Raw genomic sequence first — 20,749 nt, 5'->3', positions numbered from 1 at the left:
CCCCTACACGCTGTCAGGCATTTGACGACCCGACTCAGGAACCCCCTGATTCCCGGTGTACGGGAACACAAGCAAGATGTGTTCCATAACGCACCGGGGAGTCGGTGCGAACGGGGAACCACCTTGAAAGCCTCCATGTCGACCCAGATGGGTCAGCAGCTTCACCTCACCCCTCAGCTCCTGCAGTCCATCCGTCTGCTGCAGCTGGATGGCATGCAGCTGGAACTGGAAATCCGCCGCGCGTTGGAGACCAACCCGCTGCTGGAACTGGAAGAGGCGCCGGAACCGGTCGCTGCCGACACCGATCCGGCCAGCACCACCGAGGACGTGGCCGCCTTCGATGAACTGCCGGAATCCTCCCTGTGGGACGTGCCCGGTGCCGGCTGGCAGGACGGCGACGATGACCGCATGCAGCGCGTGGCGGCCGGTGAGTCGTCTGATCCGCAGCTGCGCGCCCTGCAGCGCCTGGCGATGGAAATGGATGCCCGCGAGCTGGCCGTGGCCGGTTTCTGGCTGGAGCACTGCGACGACGCCGGCTATCTGGATGCCCCGCTCGCCCAGCTGACCCTGCTGGCCAGTGCGCGCTGCGATGTGGATGCGGCCGGCGTGGAAGCGGTGCGCCAGCAGATCCTGCACGGCGATCCGGTCGGCCTGGCCGCCCAGGACCTGCATGAATGCCTGAGCGTGCAGCTGCGCTGCCTGCCCGGCCGCGTGCCGGCCCGCCACCTCGCCCAGCGGGTGCTCGACGATGGCCTGGCCGCGCTGGCCGCACACGACTACCCGGCGCTGGCCAAGCAGCTGGATGCCGAAGTCGCCGACATCCATGAAGCCGTCCGCCTGATCCTCTCGCTGCAGCCGCGCCCGGGTGAGAGCCTGCTGCCGGACAGCAACGGGGTGGTGATCCCGGACGTGGTCGCCTGGCACGCCGATGGCCAGTGGCGCGTCGCGCTCAACCCGGCCACCAGCCGCCGCCTCAGCATCAACCCGCAGTACGAGCAGGCGCTGGCCGAGACCAGCGACGCCGCACAGCCGCTGCGCGACATGATGCAGGAGGCCCGCTGGCTGACCCGCGGCCTGTCGATGCGCTACGACACGCTGCTGCGCACCGCGCGGGTGATCATCGAGCGCCAGGCCGGCTTCCTGACCCGTGGCGAAGAAGCGATGGCACCGCTCACGCTGAAGGAAGTGGCCGACGAAATCGGCATGCACGAGTCCACCGTCTCGCGCATCACCACCGGCAAGTACCTGCAGACCCCGCGTGGCACGCTGGAACTGAAGCACTTCTTCGCGGTGCGCCTGGAAGGCGCCAGTGTCTCCGGCCAGGCCGTGAAAGCGATGGTGCGCCGCCTGATCGAGTCCGAACCGGCCGCCCGGCCGCTGGCCGACGAAGCGATCGCCGGCCTGCTCTCGCGCCAAGGGGTGAACATCGCCCGCCGTACCGTTGCAAAATACCGCGAACAACTGGACATCGCCCCGGCGCGCGAACGCCGCCGCAGCCATGCCAGCACCCCGCACCTCCTGGCCCGGGTGGGCTGAAGGAAATGGAAGACATGAACAAGCTCACCGTCCTGCTGGTCGACGACCACGAAGGTTTCATCAACGCCGCCATGCGCCACTTCCGCAAGGTCGACTGGCTCGATGTGATCGGCAGCGCCGCCAATGGCCTGGAAGCGATCGAACGCTCCGAGTCGCTGCGCCCGAAGGTGGTGCTGATGGACCTGGCCATGCCGGAGATGGGCGGCCTGCAGGCCACCCGCCTGATCAAATCGCAGGATGACGCGCCCTACATCGTCATCGCCAGCCACTTCGATGACGCCGAACACCGCGAGCATGCCCTTCGCGCCGGTGCCGACAACTTCGTCAGCAAGCTGTCCTACATCCAGGAAGTGATGCCGATCCTGGAAGGCCTGAAGGGGAACGGATCATGAGCGAATCCCGCATCCTGGTACTGGACAACGACGCCGTCCGCGCCGAGCGCACCGTCGCCCTGCTGGAGTTCATGGACTTCAACCCGCGCTGGGTGGCCGACGCCAACGATTTCGACATCACCCGCCACCGCCCCAACGACTGGATGGCCGCGATCATCGGTGGCCTGGACGGTTCCGAGCGCAGCGATGCACTGTTTGCCTGGCTGGGCAAGGGCGCGCTGCCGCCGCCGGTCATGCTGATCGACGGCGACACCACCGCTTTCGCCCAGCAGTACGGCCTGCACGAAGCCAATGTGTGGCCGCTGGAAGCGCCGCTGCGCCATGCACAGATGGAAGGCCTGCTGCGTCGCGCCAGCCTCAAGCGCCTGGATGCCGAGCACCAGGCCGGCGCCGTGCAGGAACAGGGGCCGACCGGTGAAGGCGCGGCGGTCACCCAGCTGCGCCGGATGATCGAGCAGGTGGCCGCGTTCGACACCACCGTGCTGGTGCTGGGTGAATCGGGCACCGGCAAGGAAGTGGTCTCGCGCTCCATCCACCAGCGCTCGCCGCGTCGCGATGGTCCGTTCGTGGCGATCAACTGCGGCGCGATTCCGCCGGATCTGCTGGAAAGCGAGCTGTTCGGTCACGAAAAGGGCGCCTTCACCGGCGCGCTGAGCGCACGCAAGGGCCGTTTCGAAATGGCCGAAGGTGGCACCCTGCTGCTCGATGAAATCGGCGACATGAGCCTGCCGATGCAGGTCAAGCTGCTGCGCGTGCTGCAGGAGCGCAGCTTCGAGCGCGTGGGTGGCAACCAGACCATCCGCTGCAACGTGCGCGTGATCGCCGCGACCCATCGCGACCTGGAATCGCGCATCGCCGACGGCAAGTTCCGCGAGGATCTGTTCTATCGCCTCAACGTGTTCCCCATCGATGTGCCCGCACTGCGCGAGCGCAGCGAAGACCTGCCGGCGCTGGTGACCACCATTGCCGGGCAGCTGGCCCGTACCGGCCGTGGTGAAGTGCGTTTCACCGGCGAAGCCCTGCAGGCGCTGGCCGCCTACGAATGGCCGGGCAATGTGCGCGAGCTGACCAACCTGGTGGAACGCCTGGCCGTGCTGCACCCCAGCGGCAACGTGCGCGTGCAGGATCTGCCGGCCCGCTATCGCGGCGACTTCGCGGCCGCCGCACCCGTGCCCGCGGCAGCAGCGCCGGCCCAGGCCGATGAGCGGCTGGACCTGCGCAGCTTCTCCTTCCACACCCCGGGTGCACCGGGCAGCACGGCCACGGACAACGGCACCGGCCCGGTCGCCCGCGCCCCGGCCCTGCCCGATGACGGCCTGGATCTGCGCAACCACATGGCCAACATCGAGCTGAACCTGATCAACGAAGCGCTGGAGCGCACCCAGGGCGTCGTCGCCCATGCCGCCCAGCTGCTCGGCCTGCGCCGCACCACCCTGGTGGAAAAGCTGCGCAAATACGGGATCGAACGCGACCAGACCGAACTGGCCGGCTGAGCGCAGTACACCGGGGTCGGATCCCTCCCGGAGGGAGGGCTCTGACCCCACGCGATCCCAGTCAGTAGATCCACGCCGTGCGTGGATAGGGATCCAGCCGCCGAGCTGCGTTTGCAACTTCTCCTAATGGCACCGGCGAAATTTCACGGTAGCCTTCCTTATATGGAGAACTCAAACCGTCCGCCAACGCTGGACTTCATGCCGATCAGCCAGGAGGAGATCGATCAATCCCCCCTGCTGCTCGAAATGCAGCGGCTATCTGATCGCCTTGAGCCGTATGCCTACAACAACACGAAGTTCCATTCGCGTCTGCAGCGATGCGAGATGGACGATTGCATGCTGGCGATCTTCGGACACGTGTTGGCCGGGCTTTTCTTCGTCGACCTCAAAGATGGCTCAGTCGGAGTTCTCCGCATCGATTCCGAAGCAGTGCCCCAGTACTGCAATTCAGATCTACGGCGCTTCGCAGCCTTCCATCAGGCGTTCATGACAGCAATCCGGACCGTGTTGAACGCCAGTGGTGACGTTGAGGAGTCCACGCTCGTGCAGCTTGAGGCAGCGTTCCGCAAGTGCGATACCACATCAATGGCCGACGAGAACAACTTCTGGCCCACCTGCCTTTACGAGCTGTCAGAGGGGTTCTTTCCTCTGTCTTCCGAGAAGGTTGAACTACACCGGTCGCTCGGGATCGATCTCAGCTATCCTTGGTAGCGACAGGCTCAGACAAGCTTTCCCGGTCATGCTGCCGGCGTGGAGGGGAGGACCAACGCCTGGGCTTGCCCGGGCGTTGGTGTTTGTGGGATTTGCAACTGTCCCCAATGCGCTTCGCCCCGGCGCGCAATAGCCTCAAGGGTCGCGATTTCCACCGAGGAACGCGATGAGCGAGACCTTTGAAAGCTCCATGCTGGAAATACTGGAATCCATGCTCAGTGCGGGCCCGGTTGAACCGCAGACATCGGGGTCTGCCCCCCTCCCGGAGGGCTTCAACCCCGCGCGATCCCGGAGGGGTCGGAGCCCTTTCCGATGTAAAGGGATCCGCCCCCTTTGCATTTGCCATCGCCAGAATTCCGACCGCTGGACCCTGCAGCCCCAGGCCGGAAAACCGACGCCGGTTAAATGACGCCTCCCAGGGGGTCAGAGCCCGTGCCGACCAACGGTCGGCACCCACCATCAGCAGCCCCCAAGCACCAGCTCCACCAGCTGCAGCTTTCAACAGATCGCGGCCAACTGTCGAAGGCGGGGTGGGGTCCGGTTGAGGGGGTGTGAGCGGCATGGATTCCGCGACCAAGCCCCCATGGACGGGTTTACGGCGCCCCCCTCAAGCGGACCCACCCCGCCAACCCTCAGCAGACCAGCTTTTGACGTTGACGTTGACGTGGCCTCGGCAGGTGCAGGGCGCAGCCCTGCCAGCACAACAACAATCCTCACGACACTGAATCGAAACCCGGTTTCGGCACGGCACTTGCAACGTCTCCCGGTGTAACCCACCCCTGCTTCGGAACGTTCCAGATGTCGCACTCCGTCACCTCGATCCTTTCTCAGATCCGCACCTTCCAGACCCAGATGGGGCAGCCCGCCGTCAGCCCGCTGACGGAGCTGCCGCGCAGCAATGCCATCCAGGGTCTGGTGTCCCCCCAGGAGATCCAGGGCCCGAGCTTCACCGAAACGCTGCGCGGCGCCATCGCCGGCGTCAACGATGCGCAACAGAAATCCGGCGCCCTGGCCAAGGCCTTCGAACTGGGTGAACCCGGTGCGGACCTGGCCAAGGTCATGGTCGCCTCGCAGCAGTCCCAGATCGCCTTCCGCGCCACCGTGGAAGTCCGCAACCGTCTCGTCCAGGCTTACCAGGACGTGATGAACATGCCGCTGTAAGGATAGAAACGCATGGCCCTGTCGCTCTCCAAAGAATCGCTGAACACCGAAAAGGCTGGGCAGTGGTTCGACCGGCTGCAAAGCCTGCAGATCACCCGTCGGCTTGGCCTGATGGCGATGATCGCCGTGGCCGTGGCGGCAGGCCTGTTCGTGTTCTTCTGGTCGCAGAAGCCGGGCATGGTGCCGCTGTACACCGGGCTGGACCAGAAGGCCACGGCCGAGGCCACCGACCTGCTGCGCGCGGCACAGATTCCGTTCCAGCTGGATCCCGCCACCGGCGGCATCACCGTGCCGGAAAAGAACCTGCACGATGCGCGCCTGAAGCTGGCCGGCTCCGGCCTGACCGACAGCGGCCGCCTCGGCTTTGAGCTGATGGAGCGCGACCCGGGCTTCGGCGTCAGCCAGTTCATGGAAAACGCGCGCTACCAGCACTCGCTGGAAACCGAGCTGTCGCGCACCATCAATACGCTGCGCCCGGTCCGTGATTCGCGCGTGCACCTGGCCATCCCCAAGCCCAGCGCCTTCACCCGCCAGCGTGACGTGGCCAGTGCCTCGGTGGTTCTGGAACTGCGCGGTGGCCAGCAGCTCGAACGCGGCCAGATCGATGCGATCGTGCACATGGTCGCCGCCAGCATCCCGGACCTGGCGCCCGAGCGCGTTACCGTCGTTGACCAGAGCGGGCGCATGCTCAGCGTCTCCGACCCGAACAGCGAAGCGGCCATGAATGCCGCCCAGTTCGAACAGGTGCGCCGCCAGGAAACCTCGTTCAACCAGCGCATCCGCGAGCTGCTCGAGCCGATGACCGGCCCGGGCCGGGTCAATCCGGAAGTCAGCGTGGACATGGATTTTTCGGTGATCGAAGAAGCCCGTGAGCTTTACAACGGCGAGCCGCAGAAGCTGCGCAGCGAGCAGATGAGCGAAAACAGCAGCAACGTGCCCGGCCCACAGGGCGTGCCCGGCGCCGCCAGCAACACCCCGCCCGGCCCGGCGGCCGCCCCGGCCACCGCGCAGGCACCGACGGAAACCTCCAAGAACGCCACCCGCAACTACGAGCTGGACCGCACTCTGCAGCACACCCGCCAACCGGCCGGTCGCATCAAGCGCGTGTCGGTGGCGGTGCTGGTGGACAACGTGCCGCGCGCCGGTGCCAACGGCAAGATGACCGACCAGGCCCTCTCCGCGGCCGAACTGACCCGCGTTGAAGCGCTGGTCAAGCAGGCGGTCGGCTTCGATGCCGAGCGTGGCGACACGGTCTCGGTGATGAATGCCCCGTTCGTGCGTGAGGTCACCCCGGTCGAAGGGCCGAAGTGGTGGGAGCTGCCGCAGGTACAGGACGCACTGCGTCTGCTGCTCGGCGCGATCGTGGTGCTGGCCCTGGTGTTCGGCGTGCTGCGCCCGGCGCTGCGCTCGATCACCGGGCAGACCAAGCCCAAGGACGACGCGCTGGAACCCCACAGTGCCGATGTGCAGCTGGTCGATGACGGCGAGGGCCTGCCCGCGATCGGCAGCGAACGCCTGCACGCGGCCGGACATGAACCGCTGGCATTGCCGGTGGACTCCTACGAGGAACGACTGCGCATGGCGCGTGAAGCTGTAAAGACCGATTCCAAGCGCGTGGCCCAGGTGGTCAAGGGCTGGGTGGCCAATGATTGATGCACCTCCCCCGCTGACCGGCGTGCAGCGCGCCGCCGTCCTGCTGCTCTCGCTGGGTGAACTGGACGCGGCCGAAGTGCTGCGCCACATGGAGCCCAAGGAAGTCCAGAAGATCGGCATCGCCATGGCGACCATGACCGACATCACCCGCGAACAGGTCGAGCGGGTCATGGACCAGTTCGGCAGCGAGCTGGGCTCCAAGACCTCGCTGGGCGTGGGCTCGGACGACTACATCCGCAACATGCTGGTGCAGGCGCTGGGTACCGAAAAGGCCGGCAGCCTGATCGACCGCATCCTGCTGGGTCGCAACACCACCGGCCTGGACGCGCTGAAGTGGATGGATCCGCGTGCCGTCGCAGACCTGGTCCGCAATGAGCACCCGCAGATCATCGCCATCGTGATGGCCCACCTGGAAACCGACCAGGCCGCCGACGCGCTCAAGCTGCTGCCCGAGCGCACCCGGGTGGACGTGCTGCTGCGTATCGCCACGCTGGACGGCATTCCGCCGAACGCCCTCAATGAACTCAACGAGATCATGGAACGCCAGTTCGCCGGCAACCAGAACCTGAAGTCGTCCAACGTGGGCGGCGTGCAGTGTGCGGCCAACATCCTGAACTTCATGGACAGCGGGCAGGACCAGGCGATCCTGGGCGAGATCGCCCGCATCGATGCACCGCTGAGCGGCCGCATCCAGGACCTGATGTTCGTGTTCGACGATCTGGTGGACCTGGACGACCGCGAACTGCAGCTGGTGCTGCGCGAAGTCAGCGGCGAGCGCCTCGGCCTGGCCCTGCGCGGCGCCGACATCAAGGTGCGCGACAAGATCACCCGCAACATGTCCCAGCGTGCCGCTGAAATCCTGCTTGAAGACATGGAAGCCCGGGGCCCGGTGCGCCTGTCGGATGTGGAAGTGGCGCAGCGCGAGATCCTGGCCATCGTCAAGCGCATGGCCGATGAAGGCACGGTCACCATTGGTGGCAACGCGGAGGCCATGCTGTGAACAATGCCGTGCGCTGGCTTGCCCCGGACCTGCTCGCGGTGCCCGAGCCGCCACCGGAAGAACAGTTCGAGCTCACCGAACCCGATCCGGACCACGAGCCGGAGCCGCTGCTGCAGTTGCCCACCCTGGAAGAGATCCAGGCGATCCAGGACAGTGCCGAGAAGGACGGCTTCGATCAGGGCCACGCCGAAGGGCTGGCCCAGGGCCAGGCCGAGGTGCGCCGCCTGATCGCACAGATCGAAGGCATCCTGGACAACTTCAGCCGGCCGCTGGTGCGGCTGGAGAACGAAGTGGTCGCCGCGCTGGGCGAGCTGGCAGTGCGCGTGGCCGGCAACCTGGTTGGGCGGGCCTATGAAGCCGAGCCGGAACTGCTGGCGCAGCTGGTCAACGAAGCGGTGGATGCCGTCGGCGGCGCGAGCCGCGATGTGGAAGTGCGCCTGCACCCGGACGACATCGCCGCGCTGGCCCCGGTGCTCAACCTGGCCCCGAACCAACGCCTCACCCCGGACCTGAGCCTGAGCCGCGGCGACCTGCGCGTACACGCCGAAGCCGTACGCATCGACGGCACGCTGGATGCACGCCTGCGCGGCGCACTGGATGCGGTCATCCGCAAAGCCGGAACCACCCCATGAACACCGAGACCCTGCCCCCGCCCGCCGACTGGACCGCCGCCCGCAACCTGCGGCTGGCCTCGCGGCTGGACAACATCCGCCCGGATACCGCGCACGGCCGTGGCCTGATCCGCGAGGGCGTGCTGCGCCGCGCGGTCGGCCTGACCCTGGAAGCGGTCGGCTGCGAGGCACCGATGGGTGCCAGCTGCAAGGTGGAAGTTGCCGATGGCGGCTGGGTCGATGCCGAAGTCGTCGGCTTCGCCGGTGAACGCACCTACCTGATGCCCAGCGCCGAACTGCACGGCCTGCTGCCCAACGCGCGGGTCGTGCCCTCGCTCGGCCGCGGCGGCGTGGAAGTGGGCGAAGGCCTGCTCGGCCGCGTGATCGACAGCGACGGGGTGCCTCTGGATGGCAAGGGCCCGATCCGCGCCGAAGGCACCGTCGGCATGGCCGGCGTCTCGATCAACCCGCTCGCGCGCGAGCCGATCACCCAGCCACTGGACGTGGGCGTGCGTGCGATCAACGCGCTGCTGCCGATCGGGCGCGGCCAGCGTGTGGGCCTGTTCGCCGGCTCCGGTGTCGGCAAATCGACACTGCTGGGCATGATGACCCGCTACACCGCGGCCGACGTCATCGTGGTCGGCCTGATCGGTGAACGTGGGCGCGAAGTGCGCGATTTCGTGGAAAGCACGCTGGGCGAAGAGGGCCTGCGCCGCGCCGTGGTGGTCGCCAGCCCGGCCGACCGTCCGCCGCTGGCCCGCCTGCACGGCGCCTACCGCGCCACCGCGATCGCCGAGTGGTTCCGCGACCAGGGCCTGAACGTCCTGCTGCTGATGGATTCGCTGACCCGCTTCGCCCAGGCCCAGCGTGAGATCGGCCTGTCCGTGGGTGAGCCCCCCACCACCCGCGGCTACCCACCGTCGGTGTTCGCCAAGCTGCCCGCCCTGGTCGAACGTGCCGGTAACGGCGCCAAGGGCCGCGGCTCGATCACCGCGTTCTACACCGTGCTGACCGAAGGCGATGATCCGCAGGATCCGATCGCCGATGCCGCACGCGCCATTCTCGACGGCCACATCCTGCTCTCGCGCCGGGTCGCCGACAGCGGGCTGTACCCGGCCATCGACGTGGAGTCCTCGGTCAGCCGCGTGGTCACGGAAATCGCCGACGAACCGTGGCGCCTGCGCATCCGCAAGCTCAAACGGCTGGTGTCGGCGTACTCGTCCAACCGCGACCTGATCGCGATCGGCGCCTACCAGCGCGGTAATGACCCGGCCACCGACGAAGCGCTGGAGCGCTGGTCGGACATCGTTGAATTCCTCGGCCAGGACGTCGGCAAGGCCGCCGACCTGCCGCACAGTCAGGCCGCCCTCAAGCGGCTGGTGGAACCAGAGACTTAAGCCATGATCCAATCCAAGCGCTTCGACCCCTTGCTGAAACGAGCCCAGGACCACGAAGACGAGGTCGCCCGCGACCTGGCCGAGCGCCAGCGTGCGCTCGACACGCATGTGTCGCGCCTGGATGAGCTACGCCGTTACGCCGAGGAATACGCCGGCGCCCAGATGTCGGCCACCAGCCCGGCCCAGCTGATGAACCGCCGCGCATTCCTGGATCGCCTGGACAGCGCGGTCGCCCAGCAGCGCAAAACCGTGGACAACAACCGCGAAAAGGTCGACGCCGAACGCGCCCGCCTGCTGTTGGCCAGCCGTGACAAGCAGGTGCTGGAACAGTTGGCCGCCAGTTACCGCGCCCAGGAAAAGGTCGTCACCGACCGCCGCGACCAGCGCGAGATGGATGACCTGGGTGCGCGTCGCTCGCGCCAGTCACAGCGCGAAGACGGCGAGAACGGAGGGACCCCGTGATGCCCGCCGCCCTGCTCGGCGGCGCCGCGCCGGCACAGAACGCGGGCAGCACGCCTTCCGGTGCCCGGGCCGACAGCAACGACAACCGCAACGGCGACCGTCGGGACTTTGACGCACTGCTCAAGCCCGGCAGCGAGGCACCGCGCAGCGATACGCCGCGCAAGGCGGGCAGCAGCCGCGATGCCGGAAAGCACGCGGCGACAGACACATCGCGCCAGGACAAGCACGCAGCAACGCGTCCTGCCACGTCCGGTGCCAGGACTGCCGAGGACACGCCCGCTCCCGCCGACGCCGGCACCCCAGCATCGGCCAGCGCCGAAAAGCCCGCCGCCGAGCCAGCGGACGACACCGAGGCCGCCTGGCCACCGTTGGGCCTGGCTGGCCTGGCGTTGAACGGCCTGCCGGTACCCGCGCCGACCCCGGCCGTGGCAGGCCTCGCCGGCCCGGCGACGGGCGCCAATGCGGCCTTGCCCACGTTGACGGCGGGCGCCCAGGCGGCCGACGGTGCCGCACCAGCGCCTGCACCTCCCAGCCCCTCCACCGAGGGCGGCATCGCACTGCCCGCCCTGACTGCGGACGCCGCCGCGTCCGACGATGCCCCGCTGCTCAAGACCTTCACCGATGCCTTGACCGCGGCAACCGCCGACGGTCCGGATGCACCGGCCACGCCGCTGCTGCATGCCCTGCACGGCATGACCGAAGCCAAGCCGGTGATGGCCAGCCTGTTCACCGGCTCCCCCACCGCCACCCCACACCTGGGCGGTGAGGATTTCGATGATGCCGTCGGCGCCCGGGTCGGTTGGCTGGCGGACCAGAAGATCGGCCACGCCCACATCAAGATCACCCCGAACGACCTCGGCCCGATCGACGTGCGCCTGCAGCTGGATGGGGACAAGGTCCATGCGAGCTTCACCAGTGCCCATGCCGATGTGCGCCACGCACTGGAAAGCAGCCTGCCGCGCCTGCGCGAGCTGCTCGGCGAACAGGGCTTCCAGCTTGGCCATGCCGACGTGGGCCAACAGCAGACCGCGCCGGACGGCGGACGTGGCAACGCCGGCAGCGGGATGACCGGCGAGGACGGAGAACCGTCACTGGCCGAGACCACGCTGTCGCCCTCGCAATTGATCCGCCAGCGCGGCCTGGTCGACGCCTACGCGTGACCCGGCGCGGTGCGGCGGCGCGGCCTCCACCGCGCCGCCAGAAACCCGACGCACCCGATCCCCGGCATTCAGGCACACCGTTTGCATGTAGGCAGGAAGCAATCCTCTGGAGCTTCCCCTCGTGGCCGCAGCCGCCGATAAAACCAAGAAATCCGCCGAGAAGGACAAGGCCGCCAAGCCGCGCAGTCCGCTCCTGGTCACCGCCCTGGCCGCGGTGCTCGCCGCCGGCGCCGCCGGTGGCGGAGTCTGGTACTTCACCCAGCCCAAGCACGACGACAAGGCCGCCAAGCCGGCTGCCAGCAAATCCGCAGTGCCTGCCCCGGCGCAGTACTTCGGCCTGGAGCCGCCGTTCGTGGTCAACCTCAACAGCAGCTTCGACGGCCCGCGCTACCTGCAGGTCGAAGTGCAGCTGATGAGCCGTGACCCGGCCGCGATGGAAGCGATCAAGCTCCATGCCCCGGCCATCCGCGCCAAGCTGTTGATGCTGTTCTCGCAGGTCGAGCCGAGCGACATCGCCGACCGCGCCGGCAAAGAGCGCCTGCAGGCCAGTTCCCTGGCCGAAGTGCAGAAGCTGCTCAAGGCCGAGACCGGCAAGCCCGGTGCCGACGAATTGCTGTTCACCAGTTTCGTGACCCAGTAAGGGCGACCATGAATGACCTGCTTTCCCAGGACGAGATCGATGCCCTGCTGCACGGCGTGGATTCCGGTGCGGTCGAGACCGACATCGACGCGCCCACGCCCGGCGAGGCGCGCTCGTACGATTTCGCCAGCCAGGACCGCATCATCCGCGGCCGCATGCCGACCCTGGAAATGGTCAACGAGCGTTTCGCGCGCCTGTGGCGCATCGGTCTGTTCAACCTGATCCGCCGTTCGGCCGAACTGTCCGTGCGCGGCATCGAGCTGATCAAGTTCAATGACTACATGCACTCGCTGTACGTGCCGACCAACCTCAACCTGATCCGCTTCAAGCCGCTGCGCGGCACCGGGCTGATCGTGTTCGAGCCGACGCTGGTGTTCGCGATCGTGGACAACTTCTTCGGCGGCGACGGCCGCTACCCGACCCGCATCGAAGGCCGCGAATTCACCGCCACCGAGATGCGCGTGATCCACCTGCTGCTCAAGCAGACCTTCGCCGACCTCCAGGAAGCCTGGGCGCCGGTGATGGACGTGGAGCTGGAATACATCAATTCCGAAATCAACCCGCACTTTGCCAACATCGTGACGCCGCGCGAGTACGTGGTGGTCTGCCGCCTGCATGTCGAGCTCGATGGCGGTGGCGGCGATATCCACGTCACCCTGCCCTACTCGATGCTCGAGCCGATCCGCGAGCTGCTCGACGCCGGTATCCAGAGCGACCGCAACGACCGCGACGCCAGCTGGGGCGTGATGCTGCGCGAGCAGCTCAACATCGCCGAAGTCACGCTCTCCAGCGTGCTCGCCACCAAGCGCATGAGCCTGCGCGACCTGACCCGCCTGAAGATCGGTGACGTGCTGCCGATCGAGCTGCCCAAGCAGGTGCCGCTGTGCGTGGAAAACGTGCCGGTGTTCACCGGTGAGTTCGGCGTCGCCAACGGCTTCAACGCGGTGAAGATCACCGCCACCCATCCCCCGGGCATCCGCCCACGCGTTCCCGTACTGCAGGAAGACCCGCAATGAACGATATCGAATCCAACGAGCCGGCACCGGCACAGTTCACCCAGCTGCAGTCGGACGACGCCAGCGTCGGCGACGAGCTCAACCTGGATGTGATCCTGGATGTACCGGTGACCCTGTCGCTGGAAGTCGGCCGCGCGCGCCTGCCGATCCGCAACCTGCTGCAGCTCAACCAGGGCTCGGTGGTGGAACTGGAACGCGGCGCTGGCGAATCGCTGGACGTGTTCGTCAACGGCACCCTGATCGCCCATGGCGAGGTGGTGGTGATCAACGATCGCTTCGGCGTGCGCCTGACCGACGTGGTCAGCCCGAGCGAACGGATCCGGAGACTGCGTTGAGTGCCGGGCTGCTGATCGCGGCCGGCGCCTCGACCGTCAAGGTCGGCCAGCATGCCGCCGCCGCACCGGGCATGTTCGGTGCGGTGCTGGCGTTGCTGGGCGTGCTGGCACTGATCGTCGGCCTGGGCTGGCTGCTCAAGCGCATGCCCGGCAGCGGCTTCCGCCCGGCCGAGGGGCTGCGCGTGGTCGCCAGCCTCACTGTCGGCGCCAAGGAGCGCGTGGTGGTGGTCGAGGTCAATGGCACCCAGCTGCTGCTGGGCGTCACGGCCGGCGGCATCAATACGCTGCATCAGCTTCCCGACCCCCTGCCGCCGCCGGCGCCGGCGCGCCTTCCCGATTTCAAACAACTCCCGAATTTCGCCCAGTTGCTGCAACAGCGGCTGCGCAAGGAACCCTGAACATGCGTGGCCCCCGTACCTCCTGGACCCGTTACCTGCCGCTGTTGCTGACTGCCCTGCTGTGCGCGCTGCCCGCCCTGGCCTGGGCAGCGCCCGGCGTGCCGGGCGTGCCCGCACTGCCGGATGTGAATGTCGGCAAGATCGGCGGGCAGCCGGTGAGCCTGCCGCTGCAGACCCTGCTGCTGATGACGGCGATCACCCTGATCCCGTCGATGCTGCTGGTGCTGACCGCCTTCACCCGCATCATCATCGTGCTCGGCCTGCTGCGCCAGGCACTGGGCACCGGCCAGACCCCATCCAACCAGGTGCTGCTCGGCCTGGCGTTGTTCCTCACCGCGATGGTGATGCTGCCGGTGTGGCAGAAGGCGTGGGGCAGCGGCATGGCGCCCTACCTCAACGGCGAGATCGATTTCCAGACCGCCTGGACGCTGACCACCCAGCCGCTACGCGCCTTCATGCTGGCGCAGATCCGCGAGACCGATCTGATGACCTTCGCGGGCATGGCCGGGCACGGCACCTACTCCAGCCCGGATGCCATTCCGTTCCCGATCCTGGTCGCCTCGTTCGTCACCAGCGAGCTGAAGACCGCCTTCGAGATCGGCTTCCTGATCTTCATCCCGTTCGTGATCATCGATCTGGTCGTGGCCAGCGTGCTGATGTCGATGGGCATGATGATGCTCTCGCCGATGCTGGTCTCCGCTCCGTTCAAGATCCTGTTGTTCGTGCTGGTGGATGGCTGGGTCCTGGTGGTGGGCACCCTGGCCGCCAGTTTCAATGCGGTCTGACCGCCCTGCCCTGCTGATCGATACGGACCCGAGACCGACATGACGCCCGAACTTGCCCTGACCGAACTCCGTGGTGGCCTGATCACCGTGCTGTGGGTCGCCGGCCCGCTGCTGCTCACCGTGCTGATCGTCGGCGTGGTGGTCGGCGTGGTCCAGGCCGCGACCCAGCTCAACGAGCCGACCATCGCCTTCGTCGCCAAGGCGGCGGCACTGACCGTGGTGCTGTTTGCGCTGGGCAGCCTGCTGATCGGCCATCTGGTCGAATACACCACGCTGCTGTTCCAGCGCATCCCGCACCTGATCGGCTGAGGCCAGCCGCCGTGGATTCCGCGACCCAGATGGCCGCCGACGGCCTGCAGGCCTTCGGCATGATCGGCACGATCCTGTGGACGATGCTGCGCATCGGCGCGATGTTGATGGCCATGCCGCTGATCGGCACCCGCGCGGTGCCCTCCCGGATCCGCGTGCTGCTGGCCGGCGCGCTGGCGATCGCGCTGTCGCCGATGCTGCCGCCGGTGCCGGAATGGACCGGCTTCGATGCGGCCACGGTGCTGACCATTGCCCGCGAACTGGCGATCGGCGTGTCGATCGGCTTCGTGCTGCGGCTGGTGTTCGAGGCCGGTGCGATGGCCGGCGAGCTGGTCGCGCAGGGGACCGGCCTGGCCTTCGCGCAGATGAGCGACCCGCTGCGTGGCGGCAGCTCCGGCGTGATCGGGCAATGGTTCTATCTGCTGTTCGGCCTGCTCTTCTTCACCGCCAATGGCCACCTGGCGCTGATCTCATTGCTGATGGACAGCTACAAGGCCCTGCCGATCGGCACCTCGCTGCCCGACCCCCAGGCATTCCTGAGCATCGCGCCGACGTTCCTGCTGCAGGTGTTCCGCGGCGCGCTCACGCTGGCGCTGCCGTTGACCGTGGCGATGCTGGCGATCAACCTGGCCTTCGGCGTACTGGCCCGTGCAGCGCCCGCGTTGAACCCGATCCAGCTCGGCCTGCCGGTCGCGCTGCTGTTGGGGCTGTTCCTGCTGACCGTGCTGGCCGGTGAGATGGGCCCGCCCGTGCAGCGCCTGTTCGATGCGGCGTTCGATGCCGCCGACAGCGTCAGCCGCTGACCCGGGACACGTGCGGGACAACCGCGTGGTTACCGCATCGCCCTGCACGCCTGCCACTTGCGATCCCCCCGGTGCGTGGCGTTAGTCTTGGCTGACGACGAAATCTTCACCCGCGCTCTGCGCTGATGGCGGCGCGTTCTGTCGTATCGCTCAGGCGTTGACCAAGGAGAGCGTCATCCATGCTGATCGGCAGTTACACCCCGTGGTTGGTGATCGTGTCATTCCTGGTTGCCGTGCTGGCCTCGTTCACTGCGCTGGACATGGCCGGCCGCGTCACCACCGCGGCCACGCGCCGTACCACCTGGTTGTGGCTGATCGGCGGCGGCTGCGCGATGGGGCTGGGCATCTGGTCGATGCATTTCATCGGGATGCTGGCCTTCCGCCTGCCCATCCCACTCGGCTATGCGCTCGGCCTGACCACGGTTTCGCTGCTGGCTGCGATGGCCTCGTCCATCTTCGCGCTGTGGCTGGTCTCGCAACCGACCCTGCCGCACGGCCGCCTCGCCCTTGGCGCACTGCTGATGGGCAGCGGCATCGCGGCGATGCACTACCTGGGCATGGCCGCGCTGCACATGCAGCCCGGCATCGACTACCACCCCGGCTGGGTGGCCCTGTCGTTGCTGATCGCCGTGGTCGCCTCCTGGACCGCGCTGTTCATCGCCTTCCGCCTGCGCAGCAGCCATCGCCGCCTGCGCGACCGTGCCGCGCCGGCACTGGTGCTGGGCACGGCGATCGTGGGCATGCACTACACCGGGATGGCCGCCGCCCGCTTCCCCGCGGGCAGCATCTGCGGTGCCGCCGGCGGAGAGGGCCTGCAGGCGCAGTGGCTGGCACTGGTGGTGCTGGCCCTGACCATCGCGATCCTGGCGGTAGTGCTGATCGTGTCCTGGCTGGACCAGCGCATGGAGGCCCAGCTGCTGCGTCTGCGCAACACCGACCTGAGCAGTTCGCTTGACGATGCCTACGCCGAGCTGACCCAGGCGGCCCTGCACGACCCGCTCACCCGCCTGCCGAATCGCCGCCTGCTGCAGCAGCGGATCGAGCAATCCCTGGCCGAAGCGGAGCAGCGCGGCAGACGGTTTGCGGTGATGTTCATGGACCTGGACGGCTTCAAGCAGGTCAACGATGCCTACGGCCACCAGACCGGCGACGCCCTGCTGGTCGCCGTGGCGGACCGCACCCGCAAGCTGCTGCGCCCGGCGGACATGCTGGCGCGGCTGGGCGGCGATGAATTCGTGCTGGTGGTGCCGATCGAGAACGACGAAGACGTGGCGACACTGGCCAGCCGCATCCTCCAGACCGTCGGCCGCGAGCCATTGCTGCCGCGCCACGATCTGCAGGTGACGGCCAGCGTCGGCATCGCGATCTGTCCGGACCACGCCGCCAGCGAGCGGCAGCTGATGGCCTTCGCCGATGCCGCGATGTACCAGGCCAAGGAGGCTGGGCGCAATGCCTACGTGCTGTTCGCCGAGTGGATGAACGACAGCGCCGAACAGCAGTTCCAGCTGTTGGCCGACCTGCGCCGCGCGATCGGCACCGAGCAGCTGTTCCTGCACTATCAACCCAAGACCCGCGTGGCCGGGCAGTCGGTCAGTGGCGCTGAAGCCCTGATCCGCTGGCGCCATCCCCAGCAGGGGCTGATTCCACCAGACCGCTTCATCCGCCTGGCCGAGCGCAGCGGCGTGATCAACGAGATCGGCCGGTGGGCGCTGGACGAAGCCTGCCGCCAGCTGCGTGTGTGGCACGACGCCGGGCATGACGGCTGGACGGTCTCGGTGAACCTCTCCCCGATCCAGTTCGCCTCGCCCAACCTGCTGCGGGAAGTGCGCGAGGCGCTGCAGACCCACCGGATCGAACCACGCCGGCTGATCCTGGAAATCACGGAAAACACGGTCATGCGCGACACCGAGGCGAGCCTGACGCTGCTGCTGGCGATGGCGGCGCTGGGCGTGGGCATCTCCATCGACGATTTCGGTACCGGCTACTCCAGCCTGCTCTACCTCAAGCGCCTGCCGGCAACCGAGATCAAGATCGACCACGCCTTCGTACGCGACCTGGAGAACAGCTCCGAAGACGTGGTGATCGTCTCGGCGATCGTGGCGCTGGGACACGCGCTGGACATGGACATCGTGGCCGAAGGCGTCGAGACCGCCGGGCAACGCGCCTACCTGGAACGGTTGGGCTGCGACTACCTGCAGGGTTACCTGCTGGGGCGCCCGGTGGACCCGGAGCGGTTCATGCAGCTGCATGACCACCCGCGCCCGCGGGTGGAGATCGCCGCCGGATGGAAGGCGCAGGCACGGCCAGGCGCGGCAACAGGCTAGCCGCACGCGCTGGAAATTGGCGCCTGCGCGCAATACCCTGCCCCCTACCATGGGAACAGCAGGCAGCAGGATGTCAGGGAAGAATGTGTTTGAAGGTCCGCGCTGGCAGCGCGATCTTGTTCGTTTCCTTCCTTTGAAGAGCCAGTTCGTGCTTTCCGGGAACATCCGCGACCTGCAGGCCGCCGAAGTGGCACCGGGTACGGTCACCGCGCAGAGCTTCAATCAGACCCTGTGCAACACCCTGCTCGACCAGGGCTATGCGCAGGTGCTGGGCTGGGATCCGTTGGCCGGCTTCCGCGCCCTGGAACGCCCCGGCACCGATCCCGCCAGCGGCATCGCCCTGCTGCAATCGCTGGGGCTGACCCCGGTGGACGGCGCCGCGCCCGCCGGTATCGACCTGCTCAGTGCCACGCTCCAGCGGCTGGTCGTGCGCCAAGGCGAGCCGGTGGCAGTGATCATCGATTTCGCCTCGCGCCTGGCAGTGCGCAGCGACGCCCTCAGCGCCGCCGAACACCAGCTGTTCACCCAGGCCCTGGTGCTCTCCCACCAGGCACGCAGCCGACCGGGCAGCGTGCAGCGCAAGCCGTTCTTCAACACGGTGCTCTGGGTAGTGGAGAAGGAAGGTGACCTGCCCGACTGGCTGCTGGTCGGCAACCCGCGCATCCGCCACATTCCGGTGGCCAAGCCGGACCAGCTCACCCGGCGCGCACTGGCCCCGGCGCTGCTCAAGGGTCTGGCCGGTGCGCCGGACGCCAGTGCCCAGGCCACCGCGCAGGCGGTGGATGCATTCGTGCAGAGCACCGAGGGGCTGCTGTTGCTGGACCTCAGTGCCATCGCGCAGCTGGCCCGGGTCGAAGGGGTGGCGGTAGACCAGATCGGCGACGCCGTGCGCCGCTACAAGGTCGGGGTCACCGAAGACCCCTGGCTGCGCATTGACCGGCAGCGCATCCGCATGGGCGACGCGTTCGTCCATCAACGGGTCAAGGGCCAGCACCATGCGGTGACCCACATGCTGGACATCGTCAAGCGCGCCATGACCGGCGTGGGTGCAAGCCGCAAGGGCAACCGGCCGCGCGGCGTGGCGTTCCTGGCCGGCCCCACCGGCGTGGGCAAGACCGAGCTGGCCAAGACCGTCACCAGCCTGCTGTTCGGCGACGAAAGCGCCTACATCCGGTTCGACATGTCCGAGTTCAGCGCCGAGCATGCCGACCAGCGACTGATCGGCGCGCCGCCCGGCTACGTGGGCTACGACGTGGGCGGCGAACTGACCAACGCCATCCGCGAGAAGCCGTTCAGCGTGGTCCTGTTCGACGAGATCGAGAAGGCCCATCCGCGCATCCTGGACAAGTTCCTGCAGATCCTCGATGACGGCGTGCTCACGTCCGGGCGTGGCGACCGCGTGTACTTCTCCGAGGCGCTGATCGTGTTCACCTCCAATCTGGGCATCTACCGTCAGGGCGAGCATGGCGAGCGCGTGGCCAACGTGCTGCCCGGCGAGCCTTTCGAACAGGTGCAGAGCAAAGTGCACGACGAAATCGACCGGCACTTCAAACTGGTCCTGAACCGGCCGGAGATCCTCAACCGGATCGGCGAGAACATCATCGTGTTCGATTTCATCCGCGAGGAGGTCGCGATGCAGATCTTCGACCAGATGGTCGACGCAACCCTGGCCGACCTGCAGGCCCAGCACCTGCGCGTGACCCTGGCCGCGCCGGCCCGCGACGCGCTTCGCGCGCTATGCCTGAAGGACCTCTCCAACGGCGGGCGCGGCATCCGCAACCAGCTCGAGGCGCACCTGCTCAACCCGCTGGCGCGTGCCCTGTTCGACCAGGACGCGCAGCCCGGCCAGCAGTTCACCATCGTTGCGGTGGATGCCAACGTACTCAACCTGGAACGCGGTTGAACCGTCCCCTGCAGCTGTCGCGCGTGCATTTCCCGGTGACCACGCTGGGGCCGGGGCAACGCCTGGGCATCTGGTTCCAGGGCTGCAGCATCCGCTGCAGCGGCTGCATTTCAGCCGACACCTGGGGGCCGGGGCGCACCGTCGTGGACGTGGCCTCCCTGCTCGAGCAGGTGGCCCCGTGGCTGGACCAGGCCGACGGCATCACCATTTCCGGCGGCGAGCCGTTCGACCAGTTCGACGCCCTGCTGCAGATGCTGGTGGGACTGCGCCAACGCACCGCCGCGGACATCCTGGTGTATAGCGGCCACCCGTTGGAAACGCTGCAGCCCATGCTGGACCAGGCGCGCGACCTGATCGATGCGGTGATCAGCGACCCCTACCTCGAACAGGCGGACCAGTCGCTGGCGCTGCGCGGCAGCGACAACCAGCGCCTCACCCTGCTCACCGCGCTGGGTCGGTCGCGCCTGGCCGGCCTGGAGCGGGCCAGCACGCCGGCCGACAAGGCACTTGACCTGATGTTCGATGCCACCGGCACCGTCTGGATGGCCGGCATCCCACGCCGCGGCGACCTGCTGCGCCTGCGCGAGCTGCTGCGCGCGCAGGGCCACCAGGTACAGACCAGCGCACACACTTCATCGCGTCGTCCAGTCGAGTAAGTCC

The 20,749-nt window shown here is 67.6% G+C and carries 21 protein-coding genes; all 21 read left to right on the top strand.

Annotated features, from left to right (window positions below):
- The first annotated feature begins 123 nt into the window (after positions 1–123).
- The 21 genes from rpoN (at position 124) to BIZ42_RS18585 (ending at position 20,745) form a co-directional block, all read left to right on the top strand.
- The gene (gene rpoN / locus BIZ42_RS18685; protein ID WP_070427329.1) at positions 124–1,536 is read left to right on the top strand and encodes an RNA polymerase factor sigma-54; all 1,413 of its coding nucleotides are present in this window, start codon (positions 124–126) and stop codon (positions 1,534–1,536) included.
- 14 nt (positions 1,537–1,550) lie between these two features.
- Positions 1,551–1,928, top strand: coding sequence for a response regulator transcription factor (locus BIZ42_RS18680; protein WP_026070040.1), 378 nt, complete (start codon positions 1,551–1,553; stop codon positions 1,926–1,928).
- Positions 1,925–3,421, top strand: a complete 1,497-nt coding sequence (locus BIZ42_RS18675) for a sigma-54 dependent transcriptional regulator (RefSeq protein ID WP_070427328.1) — start codon at positions 1,925–1,927, stop codon at positions 3,419–3,421. The genes BIZ42_RS18680 and BIZ42_RS18675 overlap by 4 nt, the downstream gene beginning before the upstream one ends.
- 198 nt (positions 3,422–3,619) lie before the next feature.
- A complete protein-coding gene (locus tag BIZ42_RS18670; protein ID WP_070427327.1) occupies positions 3,620–4,132 on the top strand; it encodes an SUKH-4 family immunity protein in 513 nt (170 codons plus the stop codon).
- A gap of 798 nt (positions 4,133–4,930) precedes the next feature.
- Positions 4,931–5,293, top strand: coding sequence for a flagellar hook-basal body complex protein FliE (fliE, locus tag BIZ42_RS18665; RefSeq protein ID WP_070427326.1), 363 nt, complete (start codon positions 4,931–4,933; stop codon positions 5,291–5,293).
- A 12-nt stretch (positions 5,294–5,305) separates the two neighbouring features.
- Entirely contained in the window at positions 5,306–6,946 is a 1,641-nt protein-coding gene (fliF, locus tag BIZ42_RS18660; protein WP_019184798.1) for a flagellar basal-body MS-ring/collar protein FliF, read from the top strand.
- Positions 6,947–6,959: 13 nt separating this feature from the next.
- On the top strand, positions 6,960–7,946 hold the full coding sequence (gene fliG, locus BIZ42_RS18655) for a flagellar motor switch protein FliG (protein WP_026070041.1): 987 nt from the start codon (positions 6,960–6,962) through the stop codon (positions 7,944–7,946).
- On the top strand, positions 7,943–8,578 hold the full coding sequence (locus BIZ42_RS18650; protein WP_046274284.1) for a FliH/SctL family protein: 636 nt from the start codon (positions 7,943–7,945) through the stop codon (positions 8,576–8,578). The genes fliG and BIZ42_RS18650 overlap by 4 nt, the downstream gene beginning before the upstream one ends.
- The gene (locus tag BIZ42_RS18645) at positions 8,575–9,954 is read left to right on the top strand and encodes a FliI/YscN family ATPase (protein ID WP_019184801.1); all 1,380 of its coding nucleotides are present in this window, start codon (positions 8,575–8,577) and stop codon (positions 9,952–9,954) included. The genes BIZ42_RS18650 and BIZ42_RS18645 overlap by 4 nt, the downstream gene beginning before the upstream one ends.
- A gap of 3 nt (positions 9,955–9,957) precedes the next feature.
- Positions 9,958–10,416 carry a flagellar export protein FliJ gene (fliJ, locus tag BIZ42_RS18640; protein ID WP_019184802.1) on the top strand — a complete coding sequence of 153 codons (459 nt, stop codon included), beginning with the start codon at positions 9,958–9,960 and terminating at the stop codon, positions 10,414–10,416.
- The gene (locus BIZ42_RS18635; protein WP_070427325.1) at positions 10,416–11,576 is read left to right on the top strand and encodes a flagellar hook-length control protein FliK; all 1,161 of its coding nucleotides are present in this window, start codon (positions 10,416–10,418) and stop codon (positions 11,574–11,576) included. Before fliJ ends, BIZ42_RS18635 begins: the two co-directional genes overlap by 1 nt.
- Positions 11,577–11,697: 121 nt before the next feature.
- Complete coding sequence (locus BIZ42_RS18630) at positions 11,698–12,216, top strand: flagellar basal body-associated FliL family protein (protein ID WP_046273534.1); 519 nt, start codon at positions 11,698–11,700, stop codon at positions 12,214–12,216.
- An 8-nt stretch (positions 12,217–12,224) separates the two neighbouring features.
- Positions 12,225–13,232: a flagellar motor switch protein FliM gene (fliM, locus tag BIZ42_RS18625; RefSeq protein WP_019184805.1), complete on the top strand. Its 1,008-nt coding sequence runs from the start codon at positions 12,225–12,227 to the stop codon at positions 13,230–13,232.
- Positions 13,229–13,567: a flagellar motor switch protein FliN gene (gene fliN, locus BIZ42_RS18620; protein ID WP_046273536.1), complete on the top strand. Its 339-nt coding sequence runs from the start codon at positions 13,229–13,231 to the stop codon at positions 13,565–13,567. Before fliM ends, fliN begins: the two co-directional genes overlap by 4 nt.
- Positions 13,564–13,965 (top strand): flagellar biosynthetic protein FliO, encoded by a 402-nt coding sequence (fliO, locus tag BIZ42_RS18615; RefSeq protein WP_019184807.1) that lies wholly within the window; start codon positions 13,564–13,566, stop codon positions 13,963–13,965. The genes fliN and fliO overlap by 4 nt, the downstream gene beginning before the upstream one ends.
- A gap of 2 nt (positions 13,966–13,967) precedes the next feature.
- Positions 13,968–14,750: a flagellar type III secretion system pore protein FliP gene (gene fliP / locus BIZ42_RS18610; RefSeq protein WP_019184808.1), complete on the top strand. Its 783-nt coding sequence runs from the start codon at positions 13,968–13,970 to the stop codon at positions 14,748–14,750.
- Between the two features lie 39 nt (positions 14,751–14,789).
- Positions 14,790–15,059, top strand: coding sequence for a flagellar biosynthetic protein FliQ (locus BIZ42_RS18605; RefSeq protein ID WP_019184809.1), 270 nt, complete (start codon positions 14,790–14,792; stop codon positions 15,057–15,059).
- Between the two features lie 11 nt (positions 15,060–15,070).
- A complete protein-coding gene (gene fliR / locus BIZ42_RS18600; RefSeq protein WP_046273537.1) occupies positions 15,071–15,862 on the top strand; it encodes a flagellar biosynthetic protein FliR in 792 nt (263 codons plus the stop codon).
- A gap of 179 nt (positions 15,863–16,041) precedes the next feature.
- Positions 16,042–18,186, top strand: a complete 2,145-nt coding sequence (locus BIZ42_RS18595) for a bifunctional diguanylate cyclase/phosphodiesterase (RefSeq protein ID WP_070427324.1) — start codon at positions 16,042–16,044, stop codon at positions 18,184–18,186.
- Between the two features lie 70 nt (positions 18,187–18,256).
- Entirely contained in the window at positions 18,257–20,089 is a 1,833-nt protein-coding gene (locus tag BIZ42_RS18590) for an AAA family ATPase (RefSeq protein ID WP_070427323.1), read from the top strand.
- On the top strand, positions 20,086–20,745 hold the full coding sequence (locus tag BIZ42_RS18585; RefSeq protein WP_070427322.1) for a 4Fe-4S single cluster domain-containing protein: 660 nt from the start codon (positions 20,086–20,088) through the stop codon (positions 20,743–20,745). Before BIZ42_RS18590 ends, BIZ42_RS18585 begins: the two co-directional genes overlap by 4 nt.
- Positions 20,746–20,749: the final 4 nt, after the last annotated feature.

Origin of the sequence: Stenotrophomonas sp. LM091 (genome assembly GCF_001806305.1) — a bacterium.
Taxonomy (GTDB): Bacteria; Pseudomonadota; Gammaproteobacteria; order Xanthomonadales; family Xanthomonadaceae; genus Stenotrophomonas; species Stenotrophomonas bentonitica_A.
This window is presented reverse-complemented; position numbering and strand designations above follow the sequence as displayed.